Below are 18199 nucleotides of genomic sequence, written 5' to 3'. Positions count from 1 at the left end.
ACACCCGTGAAGACGTTCGATCCCGGACAGGAGCGTCCGGACAGGTGACGCCACGGGGGACACGGTGGGTGTCGGAGCACCCGATAGGACGAGGGGGGACCTGCTCACACCAGGAAGACCTCACGGGGACCGGGGGCCGAGCCGTCGGGCAGCTCGCGATCGCGTCCGGGACGGCCACCGAACGCCGCGCTGGCGGCGAGCTTACGGGCCTGGACCGTCTCCGACAGCGCGAGCTGGCGCGCCCGCCGCCACGGCACCTCGGCGGACTCCGGCCCTGCCCAGCTCCACGCCTGGTCCAGCCACCGCACGAGCCGCACGCGGTAGGCGGCGCACACGATCTCCGCGGCGCGCCCGGCCGCCTCGTGGTCGTCGTCGCCGTCGCCGGACCACGGGGCGAGGACGCACAGCCCGTGCGGGTCCTCGACGAAGCCGACGATCTCGCTGAGCGCCCCGACCACGTCGGCCTCGCAGCCCGACAGCCCGGCGTCGGGGAGCCCGAGGCGGTGCCGGCGGACCTCGGCGACGCCCAGCGCGCGGTACGCGTCGGCGAGCGCCATCTCCTCGGGGTCGGAGCCGCCGTCGCCCGCGGGCTCCTCGCCGTCGCCGTCCTCCGGCGCGATCCCCTCGAGGCGCGCCAGGACCATGTCCAGGGTGTCGGGGTCGCCGAGGTCGTCCGGGCGCACGACGAAGTCCCCGCCGAGATCCCCGCCGAGATCCCCGCCGAGGTCGCCGGGATCGGGGACGGCGATGCCCTCCGGCGGGGTGCACGTGCGACCGGGACCGTCCGTCAGCGCGAGCACGTCGACCGAGGCGTGCCGCGCGGCGAGACGGCGCAGCAGGCCGCCGGCGGCGCGGATCTCGTCACGCGGGTGCGGCGCGACGACGATGAGACGCCGGCACGCCCGCAGCGTCAGCGGGCGCAGCCCCTCGAGCTCGCGCCACGGCGGACGCGCGCCCTGCGGCGCGGGGATCCGCCCCGACAGGTCCCCCGGGTCAGCCACGGCGCCTCACCTCCCTGCGGAAAAGTCTCGCCGATCTTCTCGCCCGTTCGGAGCAGCTTTTCGGGGGTGGGCGTCGAGCGGTTCGTCCCGGGCGCCCGAGCGGTCGATCACCGCGGGCCGCAGCACCGGGCCGACCGCTCTCCGCGCCGCCGCTGCGACGGGCGGGTGACACGCGGTCGACCGGCCGGGGTGTCGACGGTGACGGGCAGACGACGAGCCGGGGAGACGGGTGATGATCCGGTCGGCGATCAGGTGGTGCCCTCGGTGGGGTTCGAACCCACACTGCGGCGATTTTAAGTCGCCTGCCTCTGCCGATTGGGCTACGAGGGCTCGGAGTCGCGGCAAGCCAGTTCGGCAGCTCACGCTCCTTCGTCGCGTGACCTACCGACCGCGGCGCCGCGTCCAGCGGTCACCACGGTGCCTGGCTCACCGACGCGGATGACCCTAGCCGTCGTGGCGTTCCGGGATGGTCCGTTCCGGGAGGGTCGGCTCCAGGCCGGCGGCGCGGGCGGCGGTGGCCAGGACGTCCTCGAGCATCGCCGGCGTGAGCCGTCCGGTGAAGGTGTTCTGCTGGCTGACGTGGTAGCTCCCGAACACCTCGAGCGGGGCCGCCTCGCCGGGTTCGGCCGGCTCGAGCGTCACGTGCGCCCCGTGCCCGAAGGCCGGCCGGGGACGCGGCACCACCCAGCCCGGGTGCCCGCCCGCGGGATCCGGGGTGGCCAGCACGGGGAGCAGCGCCTGCCACCCGAACCCGCCCAGCACGACGACCGCGCGCACGGTGTCGCGCAGCAGGGCGAGCTCGCGGGCGAGCCACGGCCGGCAGCGGTCGCGCTCGTCCGGCGTGGGCTTGTTCTCGGGCGGGGCGCAGCGCACGGGCGCGGTGATCCGGACCCCGTAGAGCTCGAGGCCGTCGCCGATCGCGACCGACGTCGGCTGGGACGCGAGACCGACGGCGTGCAGCGCGGCGTAGAGGACGTCGCCGCTGCGGTCGCCGGTGAACATGCGCCCGGTGCGGTTGGCGCCGTGCGCCGCGGGGGCGAGACCCACGATCAGCAGCCGCGCGTCGACCGCACCGAACCCGGGCACCGGGCGGCCCCAGTACGTCTCGTCACGGAACGCGGCCCGCTTGGTCGCCGCCACCTCCTCCCGCCACGCCACGAGGCGCGGGCAGGCCCGGCACTCCGACACCGCCGCGTCGAGCGCGGGGAGGTCGGACACGAGCGCGGGGTCAGCGGTGCCAGGCACCCCACGCCTCCCGCGCCGAGAGCACGGCCACGACCGCCGACACGGCCGGCGCGGCCACCGACGGCGCCACGACCATGCCCGCCAGGAGGTCGACGCCGGACGCCGCGAGCAGCACCGCGCACAGCGCGACGACCAGCACCGGGGGCGCGGCGGGCCGGACGCGGGGGTCGCGATCGGCGCCCTGCGCCCGGGAGGCCCGGGCGTCGGCGGCGACCAGCAGCGGCAGCGCGACCACGGCGACGAGACCGAGCAGGCCGCCGACCAGGGTCTCCCCCGGCCGGGCGGGCGCGAGCGCGTCGGTGATCGCGTCGACGGTGCTGTAGACGGCGAGGACCACGAACGACACGGTCATCGCGCGCACGGCCCGCTGCTCGCGGCGGGCCGGGTCGCCCGCGAACTGCCAGCGCACCGGCAGCGCCGCGGCCAGCGAGACCGCGAGGTGCGCGGCGAGCGCCGCGACGCTCGGCAGGGTGGGCCCGTTGCCCGCGAGCCACGCCGCCACCGCGAGCACGGTGGTGTGGACGACGGTGACGGCCACCAGCGCCCGCACCCGCCGGGCGAGCACGAGCGCCGCGAGCGGCAGGACGCCCGGCGCCCCGGTGCGGGGAACGCCCGGCGGGTCGGCCGGCCGGGCTGTCACCACCGGGCCGCCAGCGCCCGGGCGATCCCGTCGAGGATGTCGTGCTCGGAGACCACGAGCTCGGTGACGTCGGTGCGCTCGGCGAGCTCCTCGGCGAGCACCCGCATCACCAGCGACCCGCCACCGATGACGTCGACCCGCCCGGGGTGCATCGGGCCGAGCGCCGCCCGCTCCTCGCGGGGCATGGCCTCCAGACGCCGCGCGGTGGCGCACACGTCGTCCAGCCCGAGGCGCGAGAGGTGGATGCGGTCGGCGTCGTAGGTCCGCAGGTCCATGCCCACCGCGGCGAGCGTCGTAGCGGTGCCGGCGACGGCCACCCAGGTCTGGACGTCGGCGACGGCCACGTCGGCGAACGCGGGCGCCAGCGTCGCGCGGGTGAACTCCTCGGCCTCGGTGATCTGCTCCGCGGTCGGGGGGTCGTCGTGCAGGAACTTCTCGGTCAGCCGCACGCAGCCCACGTCCGTCGAGCGGGCCGCCGTGACGTCCGCGCGCACCGCGTCCCACGTGCCGGTGACGATCTCGGTGGACCCGCCCCCGACGTCGGCGACGACGAACGGGCCCTCGTCCGGGTCGAGGTCGGCCACCGCGCCCGCGAACGACAGGCGGGCCTCCTCGTCCCCGGTGATGACGTCGGCGTCGACCCCGACGATCTCGCGGACCGCGCCGAAGAACTCCTCGCGGTTCTCGGCGTCGCGGGTGGCCGAGGTGGCGCAGACGCGCACGGTGTCGGGCCCCACGGCGACACCGTGGCGGCGCAGCATCTCGGAGTAGGCGCCGAGCGCCTCGCGGGTGCGCGCCAGCGACTCCGGCGCGAGGCGGCCGGTGGCGTCCACGCCCTGGCCGAGCCGGTTGACCCGCATCTCGCGGTGCACGTCCTTGAGCCAGGCAGAGCCGTCCTCGCGGACGGTCACGTCGGCGACCAGCAGCCGGATGGAGTTCGTTCCGCAGTCGACGGCCGCGACGCGTGGCATGGACGCCCCCTGCACGTGGTGCTCCCCCGGGCCGCTCGCCCGGGCTCGGGTGTCGACGCTAGCGAGGACGGGGCCGTTCCGCCGGGGGCGGGGTCGTCGAGATCTCATCGGGAACGGACGTCCGGTCCGGTCGCCGGGCGCCCCGGCGGGAGGGGGCGCCCGGCGGCCGGGCTGCGGGCGGGCCCCGCGGGGCCGCCGCGAGGCGTCCCGGCGCGAGCCCGGTACCCGGTGTACGACGGGCCGTCCGCACCGTCGCACTGCACCGGTCGGGGGAACCAGTAGGACCATCCTGGGGTGCGGCGCGCGTGTCGATCAAACCGAGAGGGGGGTCGTGACCGGGCCGGGGTGCGGGTCCACCCGGCCGGGATCCCCACGCCACGGTGCGTGCCGGAGATCGGGACGGATCAGCCCCGGGTCCGTCGCCCGGTGGAGCGCCGCGGCGTCAGCCCGTCGGGGGCGTTTCGGATCAGCCGGAGCCGTCGGCGGACGCGCCGACGCACGGCCCGGCGTGCCACCACGCGTCGAGGCGATCGAGGGCCTCGTCGCCGGACGGGTTCACCCCCGGCCCGCGGGCCAGGGTGTGCGCGACGTGGACGTGCAGGCACTTCACGCGCGTCGGCATGCCGCCGGCGCTGACCTCGGTGCCCAACGGCTCGATCGCGTCCCGCTCGGCGAGGTAGTCCGCGTGGGCCTTCGCGTAGCGCGCGGCGAAGTCGGGGTCGGACTCGAGGCGCTCGGTCTGCTCGCGCATCAGCCCGTCGGCCTCGAGCGTGCCGATGCGCGAGGTCAGGCGCGGGCAGGTCGCGTAGTAGAGCGTCGGGAACGGGGTGCCGTCCTCCAGGCGCGGTGCGGTCTCGACGACGTCGGGCAGGCCGCACGGGCAGCGGTGCGCCACCCGGCGCAGGCCCCGGGGGTGCCGGCCGATCTGTTCGGTCACGGCGTCGACGTCGTCCTGCGTCGGCTCGCCATCGCTCACGGAGTCGCTCACGGGGCCGTACCGAGGGTGGTGCGGGCGACGCGGGCGTACCAGGGCAGGTCGGCCTCCGCGGGCGGCAGCTCGGCGCCCGATCCGGCGTCTCGGGGGTCACGCGGGGCGTTCGCGTCGCCCGGCAGCTCGACGCGGTAGGGCACCTCGCCCGGACGGGCGTAGCCGAGACGCTCGCGGGCCAGGGCCTCGATGTGGGCCGGGTCGCGCAGCGCCGCGCGCTCGTCGGTCAGGGTGGCGACGTCGCGCGCCAGGCGTTCCTGCTCGGCCGCGACGGCCGCGATCTCGTGGCGCTGGGTCACGTAGTTGCGCAGCGGCACCGCCACGGTCAGGGCCAGCGCACACACCACGACGGCGAGCACGGCGGCCCGACGGGCGGTGGAGAGCCCCAGCGCGCCCCCGGTCGCGGCGGCGGCGCGGCGCGCCCGTGCGGCGGCGGCTGCGGGACCGGAGGGGACACGCAACGGGTGACGACGGCGCACGACGCGCTGCGGGTCGCGGCGAGGCCCCTGACGGGCCCGCGTGCGCCCGCGGGACGACGACGCGGCCCCGGCACCCCGGGTGCCCGACGGCGCGGCGCCGCGCCCGGTGCGGCGTCCCCGGCCCCGGCCGCCGCCCGACCCGCCCGACCCCGAGCCGCCCGACCCGGCCCCGCCCGACGACCCCGCGTGGCGACCGGCGGGGCCGTCGGCGGCGCGGTCGTGGCGGTCGGGCGCGGCCACGCGGCTCAGGCGTCCGGGTCGAAGCGCGGGAAGGCCAGGTCGCCGGCGTAGCGCGCGGCGTCGCCGAGGGCCTCCTCGATGCGCAGCAGCTGGTTGTACTTCGCCACGCGCTCGGAGCGGGCCGTCGCGCCGGTCTTGATCTGGCCACAGTTGGTGGCCACCGCGAGGTCGGCGATCGTGGTGTCCTCGGTCTCGCCGGAGCGGTGGCTCATCATGCAGCGGTAGCCGTACTGCTGGGCGAGCGCGACCGCGTCGAGGGTCTCCGAGAGCGTGCCGATCTGGTTGACCTTGACCAGCAGGGCGTTCGCGGCGCGGCGCTCGATGCCCTCCTCGAGGCGCTCGATGTTGGTGACGAACAGGTCGTCGCCGACGATCTGGACGCGGTCGCCGACGTCGCCGGTGAGCTTGGTCCAGCCGTCCCAGTCGTTCTCCGAGAGCGGGTCCTCGATCGAGACCAGCGGGTAGGCGTCGAGCAGCTCGCCGTAGTACGAGCTCATCTGCGCGGCGCTGCGGGTCTCGCCCTCGAAGCGGTACACGCCGTCGGAGAAGAACTCGCTGGCGGCGACGTCCAGGGCCAGCACGATGTCGCGGCCCGGCGTGTAGCCCGCCTCGCGGATCGCGGAGACGATCAGGTCGAGCGCCTCGCGGTTGTGCGGCAGCGACGGCGCGAAGCCGCCCTCGTCGCCGAGGCCCGTCGAGAGGCCCTTGCCCTTGAGCACCTTCTTCAGCGCCTGGTAGACCTCCGCGCCCCAGCGCAGGGCCTCGCGGAACGACTCGGCGCCGATCGGCGCGATCATGAACTCCTGGATGTCCACCCCGGAGTCGGCGTGGGCGCCGCCGTTGAGGATGTTCATCATCGGCACCGGAAGCACGTGGGCGTTCGGGCCGCCGACGTAGCGGAAGAGGTCGAGCTCGGCCGACTCGGCCGCGGCACGGGCCACGGCCAGCGACACGCCCAGAAGCGCGTTGGCGCCGAGGCGCGACTTGTCCGGCGTGCCGTCGAGGTCGATCAGCTTCTGGTCGACGACGCGCTGCTCGGCGGCGTCGATGCCGACCAGGCCGGGCCCGATCTCGTCGAGCACCCCGGCGACGGCGCGCTCGACGCCCTTGCCCAGGTAGCGGGAGTCGTCGCCGTCGCGCAGCTCGACCGCCTCGTGCTCGCCGGTGGAGGCCCCGGAGGGCACCGCGGCGCGGGTCAGCGTGCCGTCGTCGAGCGCCACCTCGACCTCGACCGTGGGTGTGCCCCGCGAGTCGAGGATCTCTCGTGCGCCGACCTGCTCGATGACCGCCACGGACCGTGCCTCCGAACGATGGATCGCCTCACCGCGCCCCGGGGCACGGCACGTCGCCCGCATCGTAGACGCCGTGCCCGGGCTCCCCGAGACGCCACGCTCGGGGACGTCCGAGAGCGGATCGGTCCCTCGCGCGGCGCCGGGACGCGGCCTACGGTGGCAGGGATGTCCGCCGCCCGCCCCGATCCCGCTCCCGATCCCGATCCCGCGCAGCCCGACCCCGCCGACCTCTCCGGCACCCCGGGGCCCTCGGCGGTGGAGGCGTTCCGCCGTGCCGAGGATCTCCTCGAGCGACGCCGGCCCCTCGACGCCCTCAAGGCCCTGGCCCCGCTGCTCTCCGACGAGCCGGAGGCGGCCTCGGTGCACCTGCTCGCCGCCCGCGCCTACCTGGCCTCCGCGCAGTTCCGGCGCGCCGAGGAGGGCTTCCTGCGCGTGCTCGAGCTCGACCCGGCCGACCACTACGCGCGCTTCGCCCTCGGGCGCACGCTGCAGCGTCAGAGCCGCCTCGTCGAGGCCCGCACCCAGCTGCGCATGGCCGCGGCGATGGACCCGCGGCCCGAGTACCAGGAGGCCCTGGGCGAGGTCAGCGCCAACATCGCCGTACGCTCCGACCGGGCGGGCGGCAGCAACCCCTAGGCCTGGCTGGCCGAGGCGTACGAGTCGGCGGCGGCGTAGACGCGGCGGCCGTACTCGTCGGAGTTGTTGTACGACAGCACCGCGGCCCGCCAGCCGGGACCGGTGGCGAGGTCGCGGCCGCCTGCGCAGAGGTAGCGGCCGGCGGCGAGGGCGGCGTCGAAGATGTTGTTCGGGTCGGCCACGCCGTCGCCGTTGCCGTCGGAGCGCCACTTCGCCCACGTCGACGGGATGAACTGCAGCGGTCCGACGGCGCGGTCGAGCGCGGTGTCGCCGTCGAGGACGCCGCCGTCGGTGTCGCCGATGGTGCGGTTGCCGCCGGTGCCGTCGAGGGGGACGCCGATGACGCGCGGGGTGACGTCCCCGTTCTCGGCGATCGAGGCGCCCCGGTAGCGGCCGTGGTTCGACTCGATGCGCGCGAGGCCCGCGACCGTGACCCACGAGAGGTTGCAGTCCGGCTGCTCCTGCTTCACCGCGAGGTCGGCCTGGCCGTAGGCCTGCAGGGCGCGGGCGGGGACGTCGACGCGGCTCGCGATGTCGGTCGCCCAGCCGGACACGGTGTGCGCACCGCCCCCGGGCGCTTGCGAGGGCGCGCCGCCCGGCACGAGCGACGTCGGCGGTGCGAGCGCATCAGGCTGCGCGACGGTGCCGAGCTGCACGGGGGCCGGCGCGACCTCGAGGGCCGGGATCTCCTCGGCCCCCGCGTCCTGGCGCCCGAACTGGTTGCGCTGGCTCACGACGACCACCGTCGCCACGACGGCCAGCAGCAGCACCACGACGAGGCCGAGACGGCCGACGAGCGCGAGCCTGCGCCGCGGCGGTGGCGGGGTCCCGCCCTCGTCCACGCCACTGCGCACCGTCGACCGGCGGGGCCCCGGGGCACGATCGCGGGACCCCGGTGAGGGGTCGGTGGGTGCGCTCATCGCCGTGGAGATTACGGGGCGGTAGGTGACGGGTTCCCCCGACCCGGCCGTCACCCCTCGAGCAGCGGCTGCCCCCAGTAGGCGCCCTCGCCGAGCCCCGGCGGGACCGCGAAGACCGCCGATCCGGTGTGCCGGATGTACTCCATCATCTTGTCGTTGCGGGCCAGCTGGCTCTGCATCGGCACGAACTGGCGCCGGGGGTCCTGCATGAACGCGAGGAAGAACAGGCCCGCGTTGAGGTGGCCCAGCCCGTCGCTGCCGTCGACGAAGTTGTAGCCACGGCGCAGCATGCGGGCGCCGCCGTTGTTCTGCGCCGAGGCGAGGCGGATGTGCGCGTCCTCGAGGATCGGGGAGCCGGGGCCCAGGTTCGGGATGTCGAACTCGCGGGCCTGCCCGATCGGGGCGCCCTCGCCCTTGGTGCGGCCGGTGAGCGACTCCTGCTCGGCCAGCGAGGTGCGGTCCCAGGTCTCGACGTACATCCGGATGCGGCGCGCCACGAGGTACGTGCCGCCCGTGAGCCACGCGGGGCCCTGCGCGGGCGGCACCCAGACCTGCTCCTCGAGCGCGGCGGTGTCCTCGGCCTTGAGGTTGTTGGTGCCGTCCTTGAAGCCGAAGAGGTTGCGGTGGGTCTGCTGGCTCGTGGACGTCGACGACGTCCGCCCGAAGCCCAGCTGTGACCAGCGCACCGACGTCGTGCCGAAGCCGGTGCGCACGAGGTTGCGCACCGCGTGCACCGCGACCTGTGGGTCGTTGGCGCACGCCTGCAGGCAGAGGTCGCCGCCCGAGAGCGCCGGGTCGAGGGTGTCGAGCTGGAACGGCGGCAGGTCGGCGAGCTCCGGGGGGCGCGAGATGCCGAGCTTGTCCAGCAGGCTCCCGCCGATCCCGAAGGTGATCGTCAGCGCGGACGCCGGCAGGCCGAGCGCCTCGCCGGTGTCGCTCGGCGGGGCGTCCGGGTTCCGGTTCACGGCGCCGCCGGGGGCCGCCTCGGCGCCGGCGGTCATGCGCTCAGCCGCGGTCGTCCAGCGCCGCAGCAGGCTGATGATCGCCGCGCGGTCGACGGTCGTCAGGTCGAGCGCGACGAAGTGCAGCCGGTCCTGCGCGGGCGTGACGATCCCGGCCTGGTGCACGCCGCGGAACGGCACGACGCCGCCGGAGGGGTCCGGCGGCGGGTCGGTGTCCGCGGCGGAGTAGCCCGCCACGGCGCCGACCCCGGCCAGGGCCGCCCCGGCGCCGGTCCATCCCAGGAGCCGGCGCCGGGACATGCCCGGCCGGGGTTCGTCGGTGCTGCTCGTCATCCGGTACTGCCCGTCATGCCGCCATCGTCAGCTCGCGGCGGTCGTGCCGCCACGTCACGGACCTCACTGCGGACCTCACTGCGGACCTCACTGCCCGGACACCACCGCGGCGACCTGGCTGACGGGCTCGCCGAGCGCGTCGACCGCCTGGGTCATGCGCTGCTTGTCCTGCTCGGTGAGCTGGGTGTAGAGCACGTAGCCGTCGCCGGCGCGGTACTGCTCGAGGAGCCGGTCGACGTCGGCGAAGCGGGCGTCGAGCACCGGGCCCAGGGCCGGGTCGCGCTGGTCGAGCGCCGGGCGCAGCGCGGCGACCGCCGCCTGCGAGCCGTCCACGTTGGCGCGGAAGTCCCACAGGTCGGTGTGCGAGTAGCGGTCCTCCTCGCCGGTGATCTTGCCGGTGGCGACCTCGTCGAGGAGCTCCTTGGCGCCGTTCGCCAGCTGCACCGGGGTCAGCTGCACGGTCGCGGCCCGGGTCTGCAGCTCGCGCATGTCGGCCATGAGCGTGTCGCCGATCGCCGCCGAGTCCGGCTGCAGGCCCGTGACCCACAGGTCCTTCTCGAGGCGGTGGTACCCGGTGAACGCGACGCCCGGGTCGCGCTCGTCGTCCTCGCGGCCGTCGACGCGCGGGTCGATGTCGCCGAACGACTCCGCCACCGGCTCGATGCGCTCCCAGTAGGTGCGCGACACCGGGAAGAGCGCCTGGGCGGCGGGGACGTCGCCCCGCTTGACCGCGTCGACGAACTCCTGGGTCTTCGCGATCCCCGCCTCGATCTGGGAGTTGGTGTAGCGCTGGTAGCCGGCGACCGCCGCGGCGAGCACGGCGTCCTGGCTGGTCGAGCCCGGCACGTTGCCGGTCACGGTGAACGGCGCGCGGATGCCGTCGCCGACCATGCCCGGCTTGCAGGCGGTCGTGTACTGGCCGCCCTGGGGCACCTCGACCAGCAGCTGGCGGGAGAGGCCGGGCCCGATGTTCTCGACCTCGCCGACGATCCGGTCACCCGTGCCGTAGACGTAGAACTCCGTGACCTTCGTGCCGGTGTTCTGGATCGAGAACGCGACGTTGCCGGCGGGCGCCTCGGTCGCGGAGACGTCGCAGGTGGTGTCCGACGCCCTGACCTGGATCGGCCCGCCCTCGCCACCACCCTGGGGTGCGGTGCTCGTGCACGCGGACAGCGCGATCATCGCCAGTGCCGCACCGGTGACGGCGGCGAGGGGCCTGCGGGACATCGTTCTCCTCGGTGAGAGCGCGCGTCAGGGCGCGCGGGGTCGTGCGGTCGGGGGTCGGACAGGGGGTCAGACGGAAGAGTCGGCCGAGGTCTCAGTCGATTTCCCCGCCGGGGCCGCCGGCGCGGAGCCGGGGACGGGCTTGCGGGCGGGGCGCAGGAACAGCGTCAGCACGATCGCGACGTAGAGCACCCACACCACGGCCTCGGCCACGGTGGTCTGCGGCGAGAAGTTGAAGATGCCCTTGAGCAGCACGCCGTACCAGGAGTCGGCCGGGATCGCGGCGCTCACGTCGAAGGCCAGGGTGTTGAGGCCGGGGATGATCCCGGCCTCCTGCAGGTCGTGGACGCCGTAGGCGAGGATGCCCGCCGCGACGAAGATCAGCAGCACCCCGGTGACCGTGAAGAACTTCCCCAGGTTCAGCTGCACCGCGCCCTTGTAGATCAGGTAGGCGAGCACGATCGCGATCGCGATGCCGATGAGGAACCCGATGAGCGGCCCGGTGGTCTCCCCGGCCGCCTGGGCCGCGGCGAAGAAGAACACCGCGGTCTCGAGGCCCTCGCGCCCCACGGCGAGCGCGGCCATGAGGACGACGGCGAGCGAGCCCATGGCGATCGCCTTCTCCAGGCCGCCCTGCAGCTCGGCCGCGATCGTCCGCCCGACGCGGCGCATCCAGAAGATCATCCAGGTGACGAAGCCGACGGCGATGATCGACAGCGCGCCGCCGAGCGTCTCCTGGGCCTCGAACGTCAGCGCCTGCTGCGACAGCGTGAGGCCGAGCGTGACGGCGACGCTGATCAGCACCGCGATCCCGACCCCGAGCCACACCTTCGGCAGCTCCCGGCGGCGATCCGTGCGCACCAGGAACGCCACGAGGATGCTGACCACGAGGGACGCCTCCAGGCCCTCGCGCAGCCCGATCAGGGCGTTCCCCAGCATGGCGTCCTCTCAGCTCACCCTTACCTACGGTGAGGTGAGGCTAGCCTCGCTGAGTGAGGCGAGGGAAGACGTCGGAAACAGCGATCACACCAGGTGGCCCAATTGTCCGGATTCTGACCCTGACCCGACGGAGTGCTGACGGAGCGCTGACGCAGGGCTCAGGCCGGCCAGTGGCGGGCCCAGGCCTCCGCGTCGAGCGCGGCGGGGTCCTCCCCCGCGGCACGCGCCGCGTCCTCGGCCGCCCGCACCCGGCGGGCCAGCTCGTCCGCGGCGGCCCGCAGCGCCCCCTCGGGGTCCGCGGGACCGGCGGCGATGTCGGTGAAGAGCGGATCGTCCGACGCCGCGGCCAGCAGGTCGTCGGGCACACCCGCCCGGCGGGCCCGCGAGAGGTACTTGGCGACGAGCGCGGCCGCGGGCTGGGCCCGCGCGACGCCCTCCAGCGCGGAGGCCCGGCGCTTCTCGACCGCCTTGAGCTCCTCCCAGCGCACCTGCTGCTCGGCCGCTCCGGTGATCACCTCGCCGTCGCCGAACACGTGCGGGTGCCGGCCGACGAGCTTGGCGACGAGCTCCTGCGCCACGTCGTCGATCCCGAACGGCGCGCTCGGGTCCTCCTGGGCGATCCGCGCGTGGAAGAGGACCTGGAGCAGGACGTCGCCCAGCTCCTCCCGCACGGCCTCGCGGTCGTCGTCGGCGACGGCGTCGTAGAGCTCGTAGGTCTCCTCGACGAGGTAGCGCAGCAGCGACTCCGGCGTCTGCGCGGCGTCCCAGGGGCAGCCGCCGGGCGAGCGCAGGCGGTCCATGACGCGCACGGCCTCGAGGAGCTCGGCGCCGGGCCGGTCCCCGGTCCCCGGGACGAGCTCGACCACCGCGCCCTCGGCCCGAGGGGTGTCCGCCCGGACCGCGCCGAGGTCGCGCGCGAACGCCTCCGCGAGCTCCGCGGGCAGGTCGGGGTGCAGGCGCACCTGGTCGGCCGAAGCGACCGTGCGCACCGCCGAGGCGGGCAGGACCGCGCCGAGCCGAGGGTCGACGGCGACGGTCGTGGTGGTGCCGGTGCTCACGGGGCCGGGCTGCGCACCGGGGTGATGACGCCCGCGGCCGCCGGGTCCTCGACCACGTCGAGCTGCGTCGGGTCCCAGGTGCCGTAGCGGGGGCTCACCGTCACCCCTTCCTCGAGGGCCAGCGGCTGGAGCATGCGCAGGCCGAACCCGAACATCGTGTCCTCGTCGACCGCGCCGGCCGGGGTGACGCCCGGCCCGGGCGGCGGGGCGTCGAGGGTGCGCTCGCGGACGTGGATGACCGTCCACGGGCCCTGCGCCGGGTCCTGCTGCTGGCCGGTCTGCGAGCTCGACGAGCCGCTCGGCGCGATCGCCACCGTGCCGGCGGGCAGCCCGAAGAGCACGGACGACGCCGACGACCGGAGCTCGGCGCCCTGGTTCTGGCCCGGACGCAGCGCGAGCCCGCTCGCCCCCGCCCCACCGGGCGCGCCGGCGAAGAGGCGGTCGGCGCGCGTCGGGTCGGCGGCGACCTGGGCGGCCAGGGCCTCCGCCGACGCCCGGTCCGGCGTGGCGGCGTAGTCGATCGTGACGCCCAGGCGGTCGAAGACGCGGCGGCCGATCTCGGCGGCGGCGACCTGGTCGCCCACGAGCTCGCGGATCGTCGCGGGGTCGAAGCCACTGCCCTGCGCCGCGGCCTCCGCCCCGCCGACCCGGGCGAGCTCGGCGTCCACCCGCTGCGGCGGCACGACGATCCCGTCGCGACGCGACTGCTCCGCGATCAGCTCGTGCAGCACCCGGACCGTCACCAGCCGGCGCGACTCCTGGGCCAGCAGCTGGGGCGGGATCGGCGCGCCGGGCGCGATGCCCTGCTGCGCCCCCTGCTGGTCGACCGCGATCCGCAGGTCCGGCACCGCGGTGCGCAGCCGGCCCTGGATGTCGTCGATCGTGATCACCTGGTCGCCGACGATGGCCGCGGCGTCCACCTGGGACGGCCCCGTCCCGCACCCGGCCAGGACGACGAGACCGAGGAGCACCGACGTGACGATCGGCAGCAGGCGACGCACGGTGGTCACCTTCTCACCCGCCCGGACGCGTCTCCCCGGCCGCCCCGTACTTCCCGGGAGCCGGGTGCCCCCGGCGCGACCTCGTCAGTTCGATCTCTCGAGCCCGTCACCAGTGCTGTCGCGGCGGCGGCGCCCCTCGGTCCGCCGCAGGATGGTCCGGCGCCCGGCGAGGGGCACGTTGCGCATGATCGACCGGTCCGCGCGCCTGCCGTACGTGCCCCTCGCACCAGCACTGGCGGCACCGTCGAGAGATCGGACTGGCGAGATCCCACCGAGCGTCCCCCCGGCCGCCCCGCGCGCTCCGGCACGGGGCCGTCAGGGCGCCGCCGTCGCCGCGCCCGCCGGCGCCGGCGCCGGCGCGGGGAAGAGCTGGGTGAACAGCTGCTCGCACCAGGCCAGCAGCGCCAGGTCGCGCAGGGGCGCGGCGCCCATCTTCACCGGGCCCCGCCCGTCCTGGCCCTCCACGGGCCGGGGCAGCGAGAGGGTGCGCGACGCCGCCTTGTACTGCGCCCGCGGGTAGAGGCGCTTCAGGCGCATCTGCGCGGAGTCGGGCAGGTCGACCGGCGCGAGCCGGATCTGGTTGCCCTGCCCCGCGACCTCGGTGATCCCGTGGCGCCGGCAGACCTGGCGGAACGCGGCGACGGCCAGCAGGTTGGTCACCGGCACCGGGGGCTCGCCGTAGCGGTCGACGAGCTCCTCGCGCACCGCGTCCAGGGCCGCGTCGTCGCCGGCCTCGGCGATCTTGCGGTAGACGTCGAGGCGCAGGCGCTCGGTGTCGACGTAGTCGTGCGGCACGTGGGCGTCGATCGGGAGGTCGACGCGCACCTCGGCCAGCGGCTCGTCGCCGTCGCCCGCGGCGTCGGTGTGCGCCTTGAACGCGTCGACGGCCTCGCCGACCAGGCGCACGTAGAGGTCGAACCCGACGCCCGCGATGTGCCCGGACTGCTCGGCGCCGAGGATGTTGCCCGCCCCGCGGATCTCGAGGTCCTTCATCGCGACCGCGGTGCCGGCGCCCAGCTCCGAGTGCTGGGCGATGGTGGCGAGGCGGTCGTGCGCGGTCTCGGTGAGCGGCTGGTCGGCCGGGTAGAGGAAGTAGGCGTACCCCCGCTCGCGCCCGCGGCCGACGCGACCGCGGAGCTGGTGGAGCTGCGAGAGCCCCAGCGTGTCCGCGCGCTCGACGATCAGGGTGTTGGCGTTGGAGATGTCGAGGCCGTTCTCGACGATCGTCGTGCAGACCAGGACGTCGTGCTCGCGCTCCCAGAACTCGTTGACGGTGCGCTCGAGGCGCTCCTCGGGCATCTGGCCGTGCGCGGTGACGATGCGCGCCTCGGGGACGAGCTGGCGCAGCTTGGCCGCGGCGTCGTCGATCGACTGCACGCGGTTGTGGATGTAGAAGACCTGCCCGTCGCGGAGCAGCTCACGCCGGATCGCGGCGGCGATCTGCTTGGGCTCCTGGGCGCCGACGTAGGTCAGCGTCGGGTGCCGCTCCTCGGGCGGGGTGAGGATCGTCGACATCTCGCGGATGCCGGCGAGGCTCATCTCCAGGGTGCGCGGGATCGGCGTCGCCGACATCGAGAGCATGTCGACGTGGGCGCGCAGCCCGGTGATGTGCTCCTTGTGCTCGACGCCGAAGCGCTGCTCCTCGTCGATGATCACCAGCCCGAGGTCCTTCCAGGACACCCCGGTCTGCAGGAGCCGGTGGGTGCCGACGACGACGTCGACGCTGCCGTCGGCGAGGCCCCGGAGGATCCCGTCGACCTCCTTGGCCGGCGTGAACCGCGACAGCCCCTTCACCGTGATCGGGAAGTTGCGCATCCGGTCGGTGAACGTCTGCAGGTGCTGCTGGGCGAGCAGCGTCGTCGGCACGAGCACCGCGACCTGCTTGCCGTCCTGCACCGCCTTGAAGGCCGCGCGCACCCCGATCTCGGTCTTGCCGTAGCCGACGTCGCCGGAGATGACGCGGTCCATCGGGACCGCCTTCTCCATGTCGGCCTTGACCTCGTCGATCGCCGACGCCTGGTCGGGCGTCTCGGTGAACGGGAACGCGTCCTCCATCTCCCGCTGCCACGGGGTGTCGGCCGCGAACGCGTGCCCGGGCGCGGACTGGCGCGCCGCGTAGAGCTGCACCAGCGACGCCGCGATGTCGCGGACCGCCTTGCGCGCCTTCGACTTCGTCTTCGACCAGTCGGAGCCGCCGAGCTTGTTCAGCGTCGGCAGCTCGCCGCCGACGTAACGGCTGACCTGGTCGAGCTGGTCCGTGGGGACGAACAGCCGGTCGCCCACACTTCCTCCGGCTCCCTGCCCGCGCTTCGAGCTCGCGTACTCCAGCACCAGGTACTCGCGCGTGGTGCGCGCCGGGCCGGTGCCGGTGGTGCGCTGGGTCATCTCGACGAACTTGCCGATGCCGTGCTGGGCGTGGACGACGTAGTCGCCCGTCTGGAGCGTGAGGGGGTCGACGGCGTTGCGCCGCTTCACCGGCGCCCGCTTCACGACGCCGTCGCCGCTCGAGCGGCTGCCCGTCAGGTCGGACTCGGTGACGATCACCAGCGGCGTCCCGCCCGCCGTCACGCCGTCGGCCAGCGACCCGCGCGCGACCGTGACCACGCCGGGCTGCGGCGCGCCGAGGAGCCCTAACGTCTGCTCTCCCGTCGCTCCGCTCGCCCCGGTCGCGAGGACCACCGGCACCTCGTGCTCGCGCAGCTGCTCGGCCGCCCGCTGGGCCGTGCCGGCGGCGGGCACGACGACGACGCCGATGCCGCCGGACGCGGCGAGCCCCCGCAGGTCGGCGGCCGCGCGGGCGATGTCGCCGCGGTAGGCCTCGACGGCGGTGAACCCGGGCCGCAGCACCCGGGCCCCCTCGCGCGTGTGGGAGTCGTCCTCGACGTCGGGGTCGGTCGCGAGGCTCGACAGCGTCCACCAGGGCCGCCCCGCCTTCGCGGCGACGGCGCGCACGTCGCCGAGGTCGCGGTAGGCCGAGGCACCGAGGTCGATGGGGGCGCGGCCGTCGGCGCCGTCCGCGGCCGCGAGCCACGACGCCTCGAGGAACTCCTGGCCGGTGCGCACGAGGTCGGCGGCGCGGGTGATGACGCGCTCGGGGTGGCAGACCAGCACGTGCCCGCCGCTGGGCAGCAGCTCGGGCAGCAGGGCGAGCTCAGGCGTCTCCCCCTCCCCGGAGAGCAGGGCGGGGATCAGCGACTCCATGCCCTCGGACGGGATGCCCTCCGCGACGCGGCTGAGCAGCTCGGCGAGGGCCTTGTCCTTGGTGTGCTCGGCGGCCAGCTCCGCGGCGCGGGCGCGCACGGCCTCGGTGAGCAGCAGCTCGCGGCACGGCGGGGCGACGACCTCGGCGGGCCGGGCAGTGCCGGCCTCCCCCCCGCCCCCGTCGGGCAGCGAGCGCTGGTCGGCGACGGAGAAGCAGCGCAGCTCGGAGACCTCGTCGCCCCAGAACTCCACGCGCACCGGCGCCGCGGCCGTGGGCGGGAAGAGGTCGACGATGCCGCCGCGCACCGCGAACTCGCCGCGCTTCTCCACCATCTCGACCCGCGCGTAGGCGAGGTCGACGAGGCGGGCGGTGAGCGCCTCGAGCTCGTACTCGGTGCCCTCGGCCAGGCGCACCGGCTCGAGGTCGCCGAGCCCGGGCACGACGGGCTGGATGAGGCTGCGGGTGGCCGTGACGACGACGCGCAGCGGGACGTCCGGGGTGTCCGGCGCCTCCGGGTGGGCCAGGCGCCGCATCACGGCGACGCGCCGGCCGACGGTGTCGGCGCGCGGGGAGAGCCGCTCGTGGGGCAGCGTCTCCCAGCTCGGCAGGAGGGCGACCTCGTCGGGGGAGAGCAGCTCGCCCACCGCGGTGGTCAGCTCCTCGGCCTCGCGCTCGGTGGCGGTGACCACGAGGACCGGGGCACCGGCCCCGCCGACCGCAGCGCCCTCGCCCGGCGCGGCGGCGAGCGCCGCGGCGAGGAAGGGCCGCAGCCCCGTCGGGCCCTCGACGGCGACGTCCCGTCCGGCGGCCGCGACGACGTCCTGCAGCCCGGGATCGGCGAGGGCCGCGGGCAGCAGGGCGGCGAGGGGCGCGGTGGGTCCCGCGGGGAGCCCCGCAGCGGATCCGTCGAGAGGACCCGGGGTGGTGACGGCAGGCGAGACAGCAGGAGACGCGGCGGGCGACAAGCTTCAGGGACCCTTCGACGGACCGTCGGGCGCGAGCGCAGGAGCGGGCGCGCCGGGGAGGACTCCAGGGTACGTGCGAGCCCCGACGGCCGGGCAGGATGGC

The 18199-nt window shown here is 75.4% G+C and carries 15 protein-coding genes and 1 tRNA gene; 1 reads left to right on the top strand and 15 read right to left on the bottom strand.

The features are described from left to right. Positions 1 to 104: 104 nt before the first annotated feature. The 8 genes from OG774_RS26640 to eno form a co-directional block, all read right to left on the bottom strand. Positions 105 to 1001, bottom strand: coding sequence for a PIG-L deacetylase family protein (locus tag OG774_RS26640; protein WP_328305348.1), 897 nt, complete (start codon positions 999 to 1001; stop codon positions 105 to 107). Positions 1002 to 1254: 253 nt separating this feature from the next. After that, positions 1255 to 1331 (bottom strand) — tRNA-Leu (locus OG774_RS26635). 114 nt (positions 1332 to 1445) lie between these two features. Continuing rightward, the gene (locus OG774_RS26630) at positions 1446 to 2246 is read right to left on the bottom strand and encodes a uracil-DNA glycosylase (protein ID WP_328305347.1); all 801 of its coding nucleotides are present in this window, start codon (positions 2244 to 2246) and stop codon (positions 1446 to 1448) included. Further along, positions 2230 to 2889 carry a hypothetical protein gene (locus tag OG774_RS26625; protein ID WP_328305346.1) on the bottom strand — a complete coding sequence of 220 codons (660 nt, stop codon included), beginning with the start codon at positions 2887 to 2889 and terminating at the stop codon, positions 2230 to 2232. Before OG774_RS26625 ends, OG774_RS26630 begins: the two co-directional genes overlap by 17 nt. Then, positions 2883 to 3857 carry a Ppx/GppA phosphatase family protein gene (locus tag OG774_RS26620; RefSeq protein WP_328305345.1) on the bottom strand — a complete coding sequence of 325 codons (975 nt, stop codon included), beginning with the start codon at positions 3855 to 3857 and terminating at the stop codon, positions 2883 to 2885. The genes OG774_RS26625 and OG774_RS26620 overlap by 7 nt, the downstream gene beginning before the upstream one ends. A gap of 466 nt (positions 3858 to 4323) precedes the next feature. Beyond that, positions 4324 to 4845 carry a DUF501 domain-containing protein gene (locus tag OG774_RS26615; RefSeq protein WP_328305344.1) on the bottom strand — a complete coding sequence of 174 codons (522 nt, stop codon included), beginning with the start codon at positions 4843 to 4845 and terminating at the stop codon, positions 4324 to 4326. Then, positions 4842 to 5564: an FtsB family cell division protein gene (locus tag OG774_RS26610; protein WP_328305343.1), complete on the bottom strand. Its 723-nt coding sequence runs from the start codon at positions 5562 to 5564 to the stop codon at positions 4842 to 4844. The genes OG774_RS26615 and OG774_RS26610 overlap by 4 nt, the downstream gene beginning before the upstream one ends. Before the next feature lie 5 nt (positions 5565 to 5569). Continuing rightward, positions 5570 to 6856, bottom strand: a complete 1287-nt coding sequence (gene eno, locus OG774_RS26605; RefSeq protein WP_274193979.1) for a phosphopyruvate hydratase — start codon at positions 6854 to 6856, stop codon at positions 5570 to 5572. Between the two features lie 165 nt (positions 6857 to 7021). On the opposite strand from eno, the gene OG774_RS26600 reads away from it, so the two are divergent. Then, a complete protein-coding gene (locus OG774_RS26600; RefSeq protein WP_328305341.1) occupies positions 7022 to 7492 on the top strand; it encodes a tetratricopeptide repeat protein in 471 nt (156 codons plus the stop codon). Here OG774_RS26600 and OG774_RS26595 read toward each other — a convergent pair. The 7 genes from OG774_RS26595 to mfd form a co-directional block, all read right to left on the bottom strand. Further along, complete coding sequence (locus OG774_RS26595) at positions 7489 to 8412, bottom strand: lytic transglycosylase domain-containing protein (RefSeq protein ID WP_328305339.1); 924 nt, start codon at positions 8410 to 8412, stop codon at positions 7489 to 7491. The genes OG774_RS26600 and OG774_RS26595 overlap by 4 nt on opposite strands. Positions 8413 to 8462: 50 nt before the next feature. After that, positions 8463 to 9707: an iron uptake transporter deferrochelatase/peroxidase subunit gene (gene efeB, locus OG774_RS26590; protein ID WP_328305338.1), complete on the bottom strand. Its 1245-nt coding sequence runs from the start codon at positions 9705 to 9707 to the stop codon at positions 8463 to 8465. 87 nt (positions 9708 to 9794) lie between these two features. Further along, positions 9795 to 10934: an iron uptake system protein EfeO gene (efeO, locus tag OG774_RS26585; RefSeq protein WP_328305337.1), complete on the bottom strand. Its 1140-nt coding sequence runs from the start codon at positions 10932 to 10934 to the stop codon at positions 9795 to 9797. A 66-nt stretch (positions 10935 to 11000) separates the two neighbouring features. Then, complete coding sequence (gene efeU, locus OG774_RS26580; RefSeq protein WP_328305336.1) at positions 11001 to 11870, bottom strand: iron uptake transporter permease EfeU; 870 nt, start codon at positions 11868 to 11870, stop codon at positions 11001 to 11003. Positions 11871 to 12028: 158 nt separating this feature from the next. Then, the gene (locus OG774_RS26575; protein ID WP_328305335.1) at positions 12029 to 12928 is read right to left on the bottom strand and encodes a MazG family protein; all 900 of its coding nucleotides are present in this window, start codon (positions 12926 to 12928) and stop codon (positions 12029 to 12031) included. After that, complete coding sequence (locus OG774_RS26570) at positions 12925 to 13938, bottom strand: hypothetical protein (protein WP_328305334.1); 1014 nt, start codon at positions 13936 to 13938, stop codon at positions 12925 to 12927. Before OG774_RS26570 ends, OG774_RS26575 begins: the two co-directional genes overlap by 4 nt. A 306-nt stretch (positions 13939 to 14244) precedes the next feature. Continuing rightward, complete coding sequence (gene mfd / locus OG774_RS26565; protein WP_442874014.1) at positions 14245 to 17988, bottom strand: transcription-repair coupling factor; 3744 nt, start codon at positions 17986 to 17988, stop codon at positions 14245 to 14247. Between the last annotated feature and the right edge of the window lie 211 nt (positions 17989 to 18199).

The sequence above is a fragment of the Actinomycetospora sp. NBC_00405 genome (genome assembly GCF_036044095.1).
GTDB lineage: Bacteria > Actinomycetota > Actinomycetes > Mycobacteriales > Pseudonocardiaceae > Actinomycetospora > Actinomycetospora callitridis.
The sequence above is the reverse complement of the archived record's forward strand: the minus strand, read 5'-3'. Positions and strand labels throughout refer to the sequence as shown.

What these genes read in the sequence shown, in the direction of transcription:
- OG774_RS26620 (WP_328305345.1), bottom strand. Translation starts at nt 3,857, where the DNA reads ATGCCACGCGTCGCGGCCGTCGACTGCGGAACGAACTCCATCCGGCTG.
- OG774_RS26600 (WP_328305341.1), top strand. Translation starts at nt 7,022, where the DNA reads ATGTCCGCCGCCCGCCCCGATCCCGCTCCCGATCCCGATCCCGCGCAG.
- OG774_RS26595 (WP_328305339.1), bottom strand. Translation starts at nt 8,412, where the DNA reads ATGAGCGCACCCACCGACCCCTCACCGGGGTCCCGCGATCGTGCCCCG.
- efeB (WP_328305338.1), bottom strand. Translation starts at nt 9,707, where the DNA reads ATGACGAGCAGCACCGACGAACCCCGGCCGGGCATGTCCCGGCGCCGG.
- efeO (WP_328305337.1), bottom strand. Translation starts at nt 10,934, where the DNA reads ATGTCCCGCAGGCCCCTCGCCGCCGTCACCGGTGCGGCACTGGCGATG.
- efeU (WP_328305336.1), bottom strand. Translation starts at nt 11,870, where the DNA reads ATGCTGGGGAACGCCCTGATCGGGCTGCGCGAGGGCCTGGAGGCGTCC.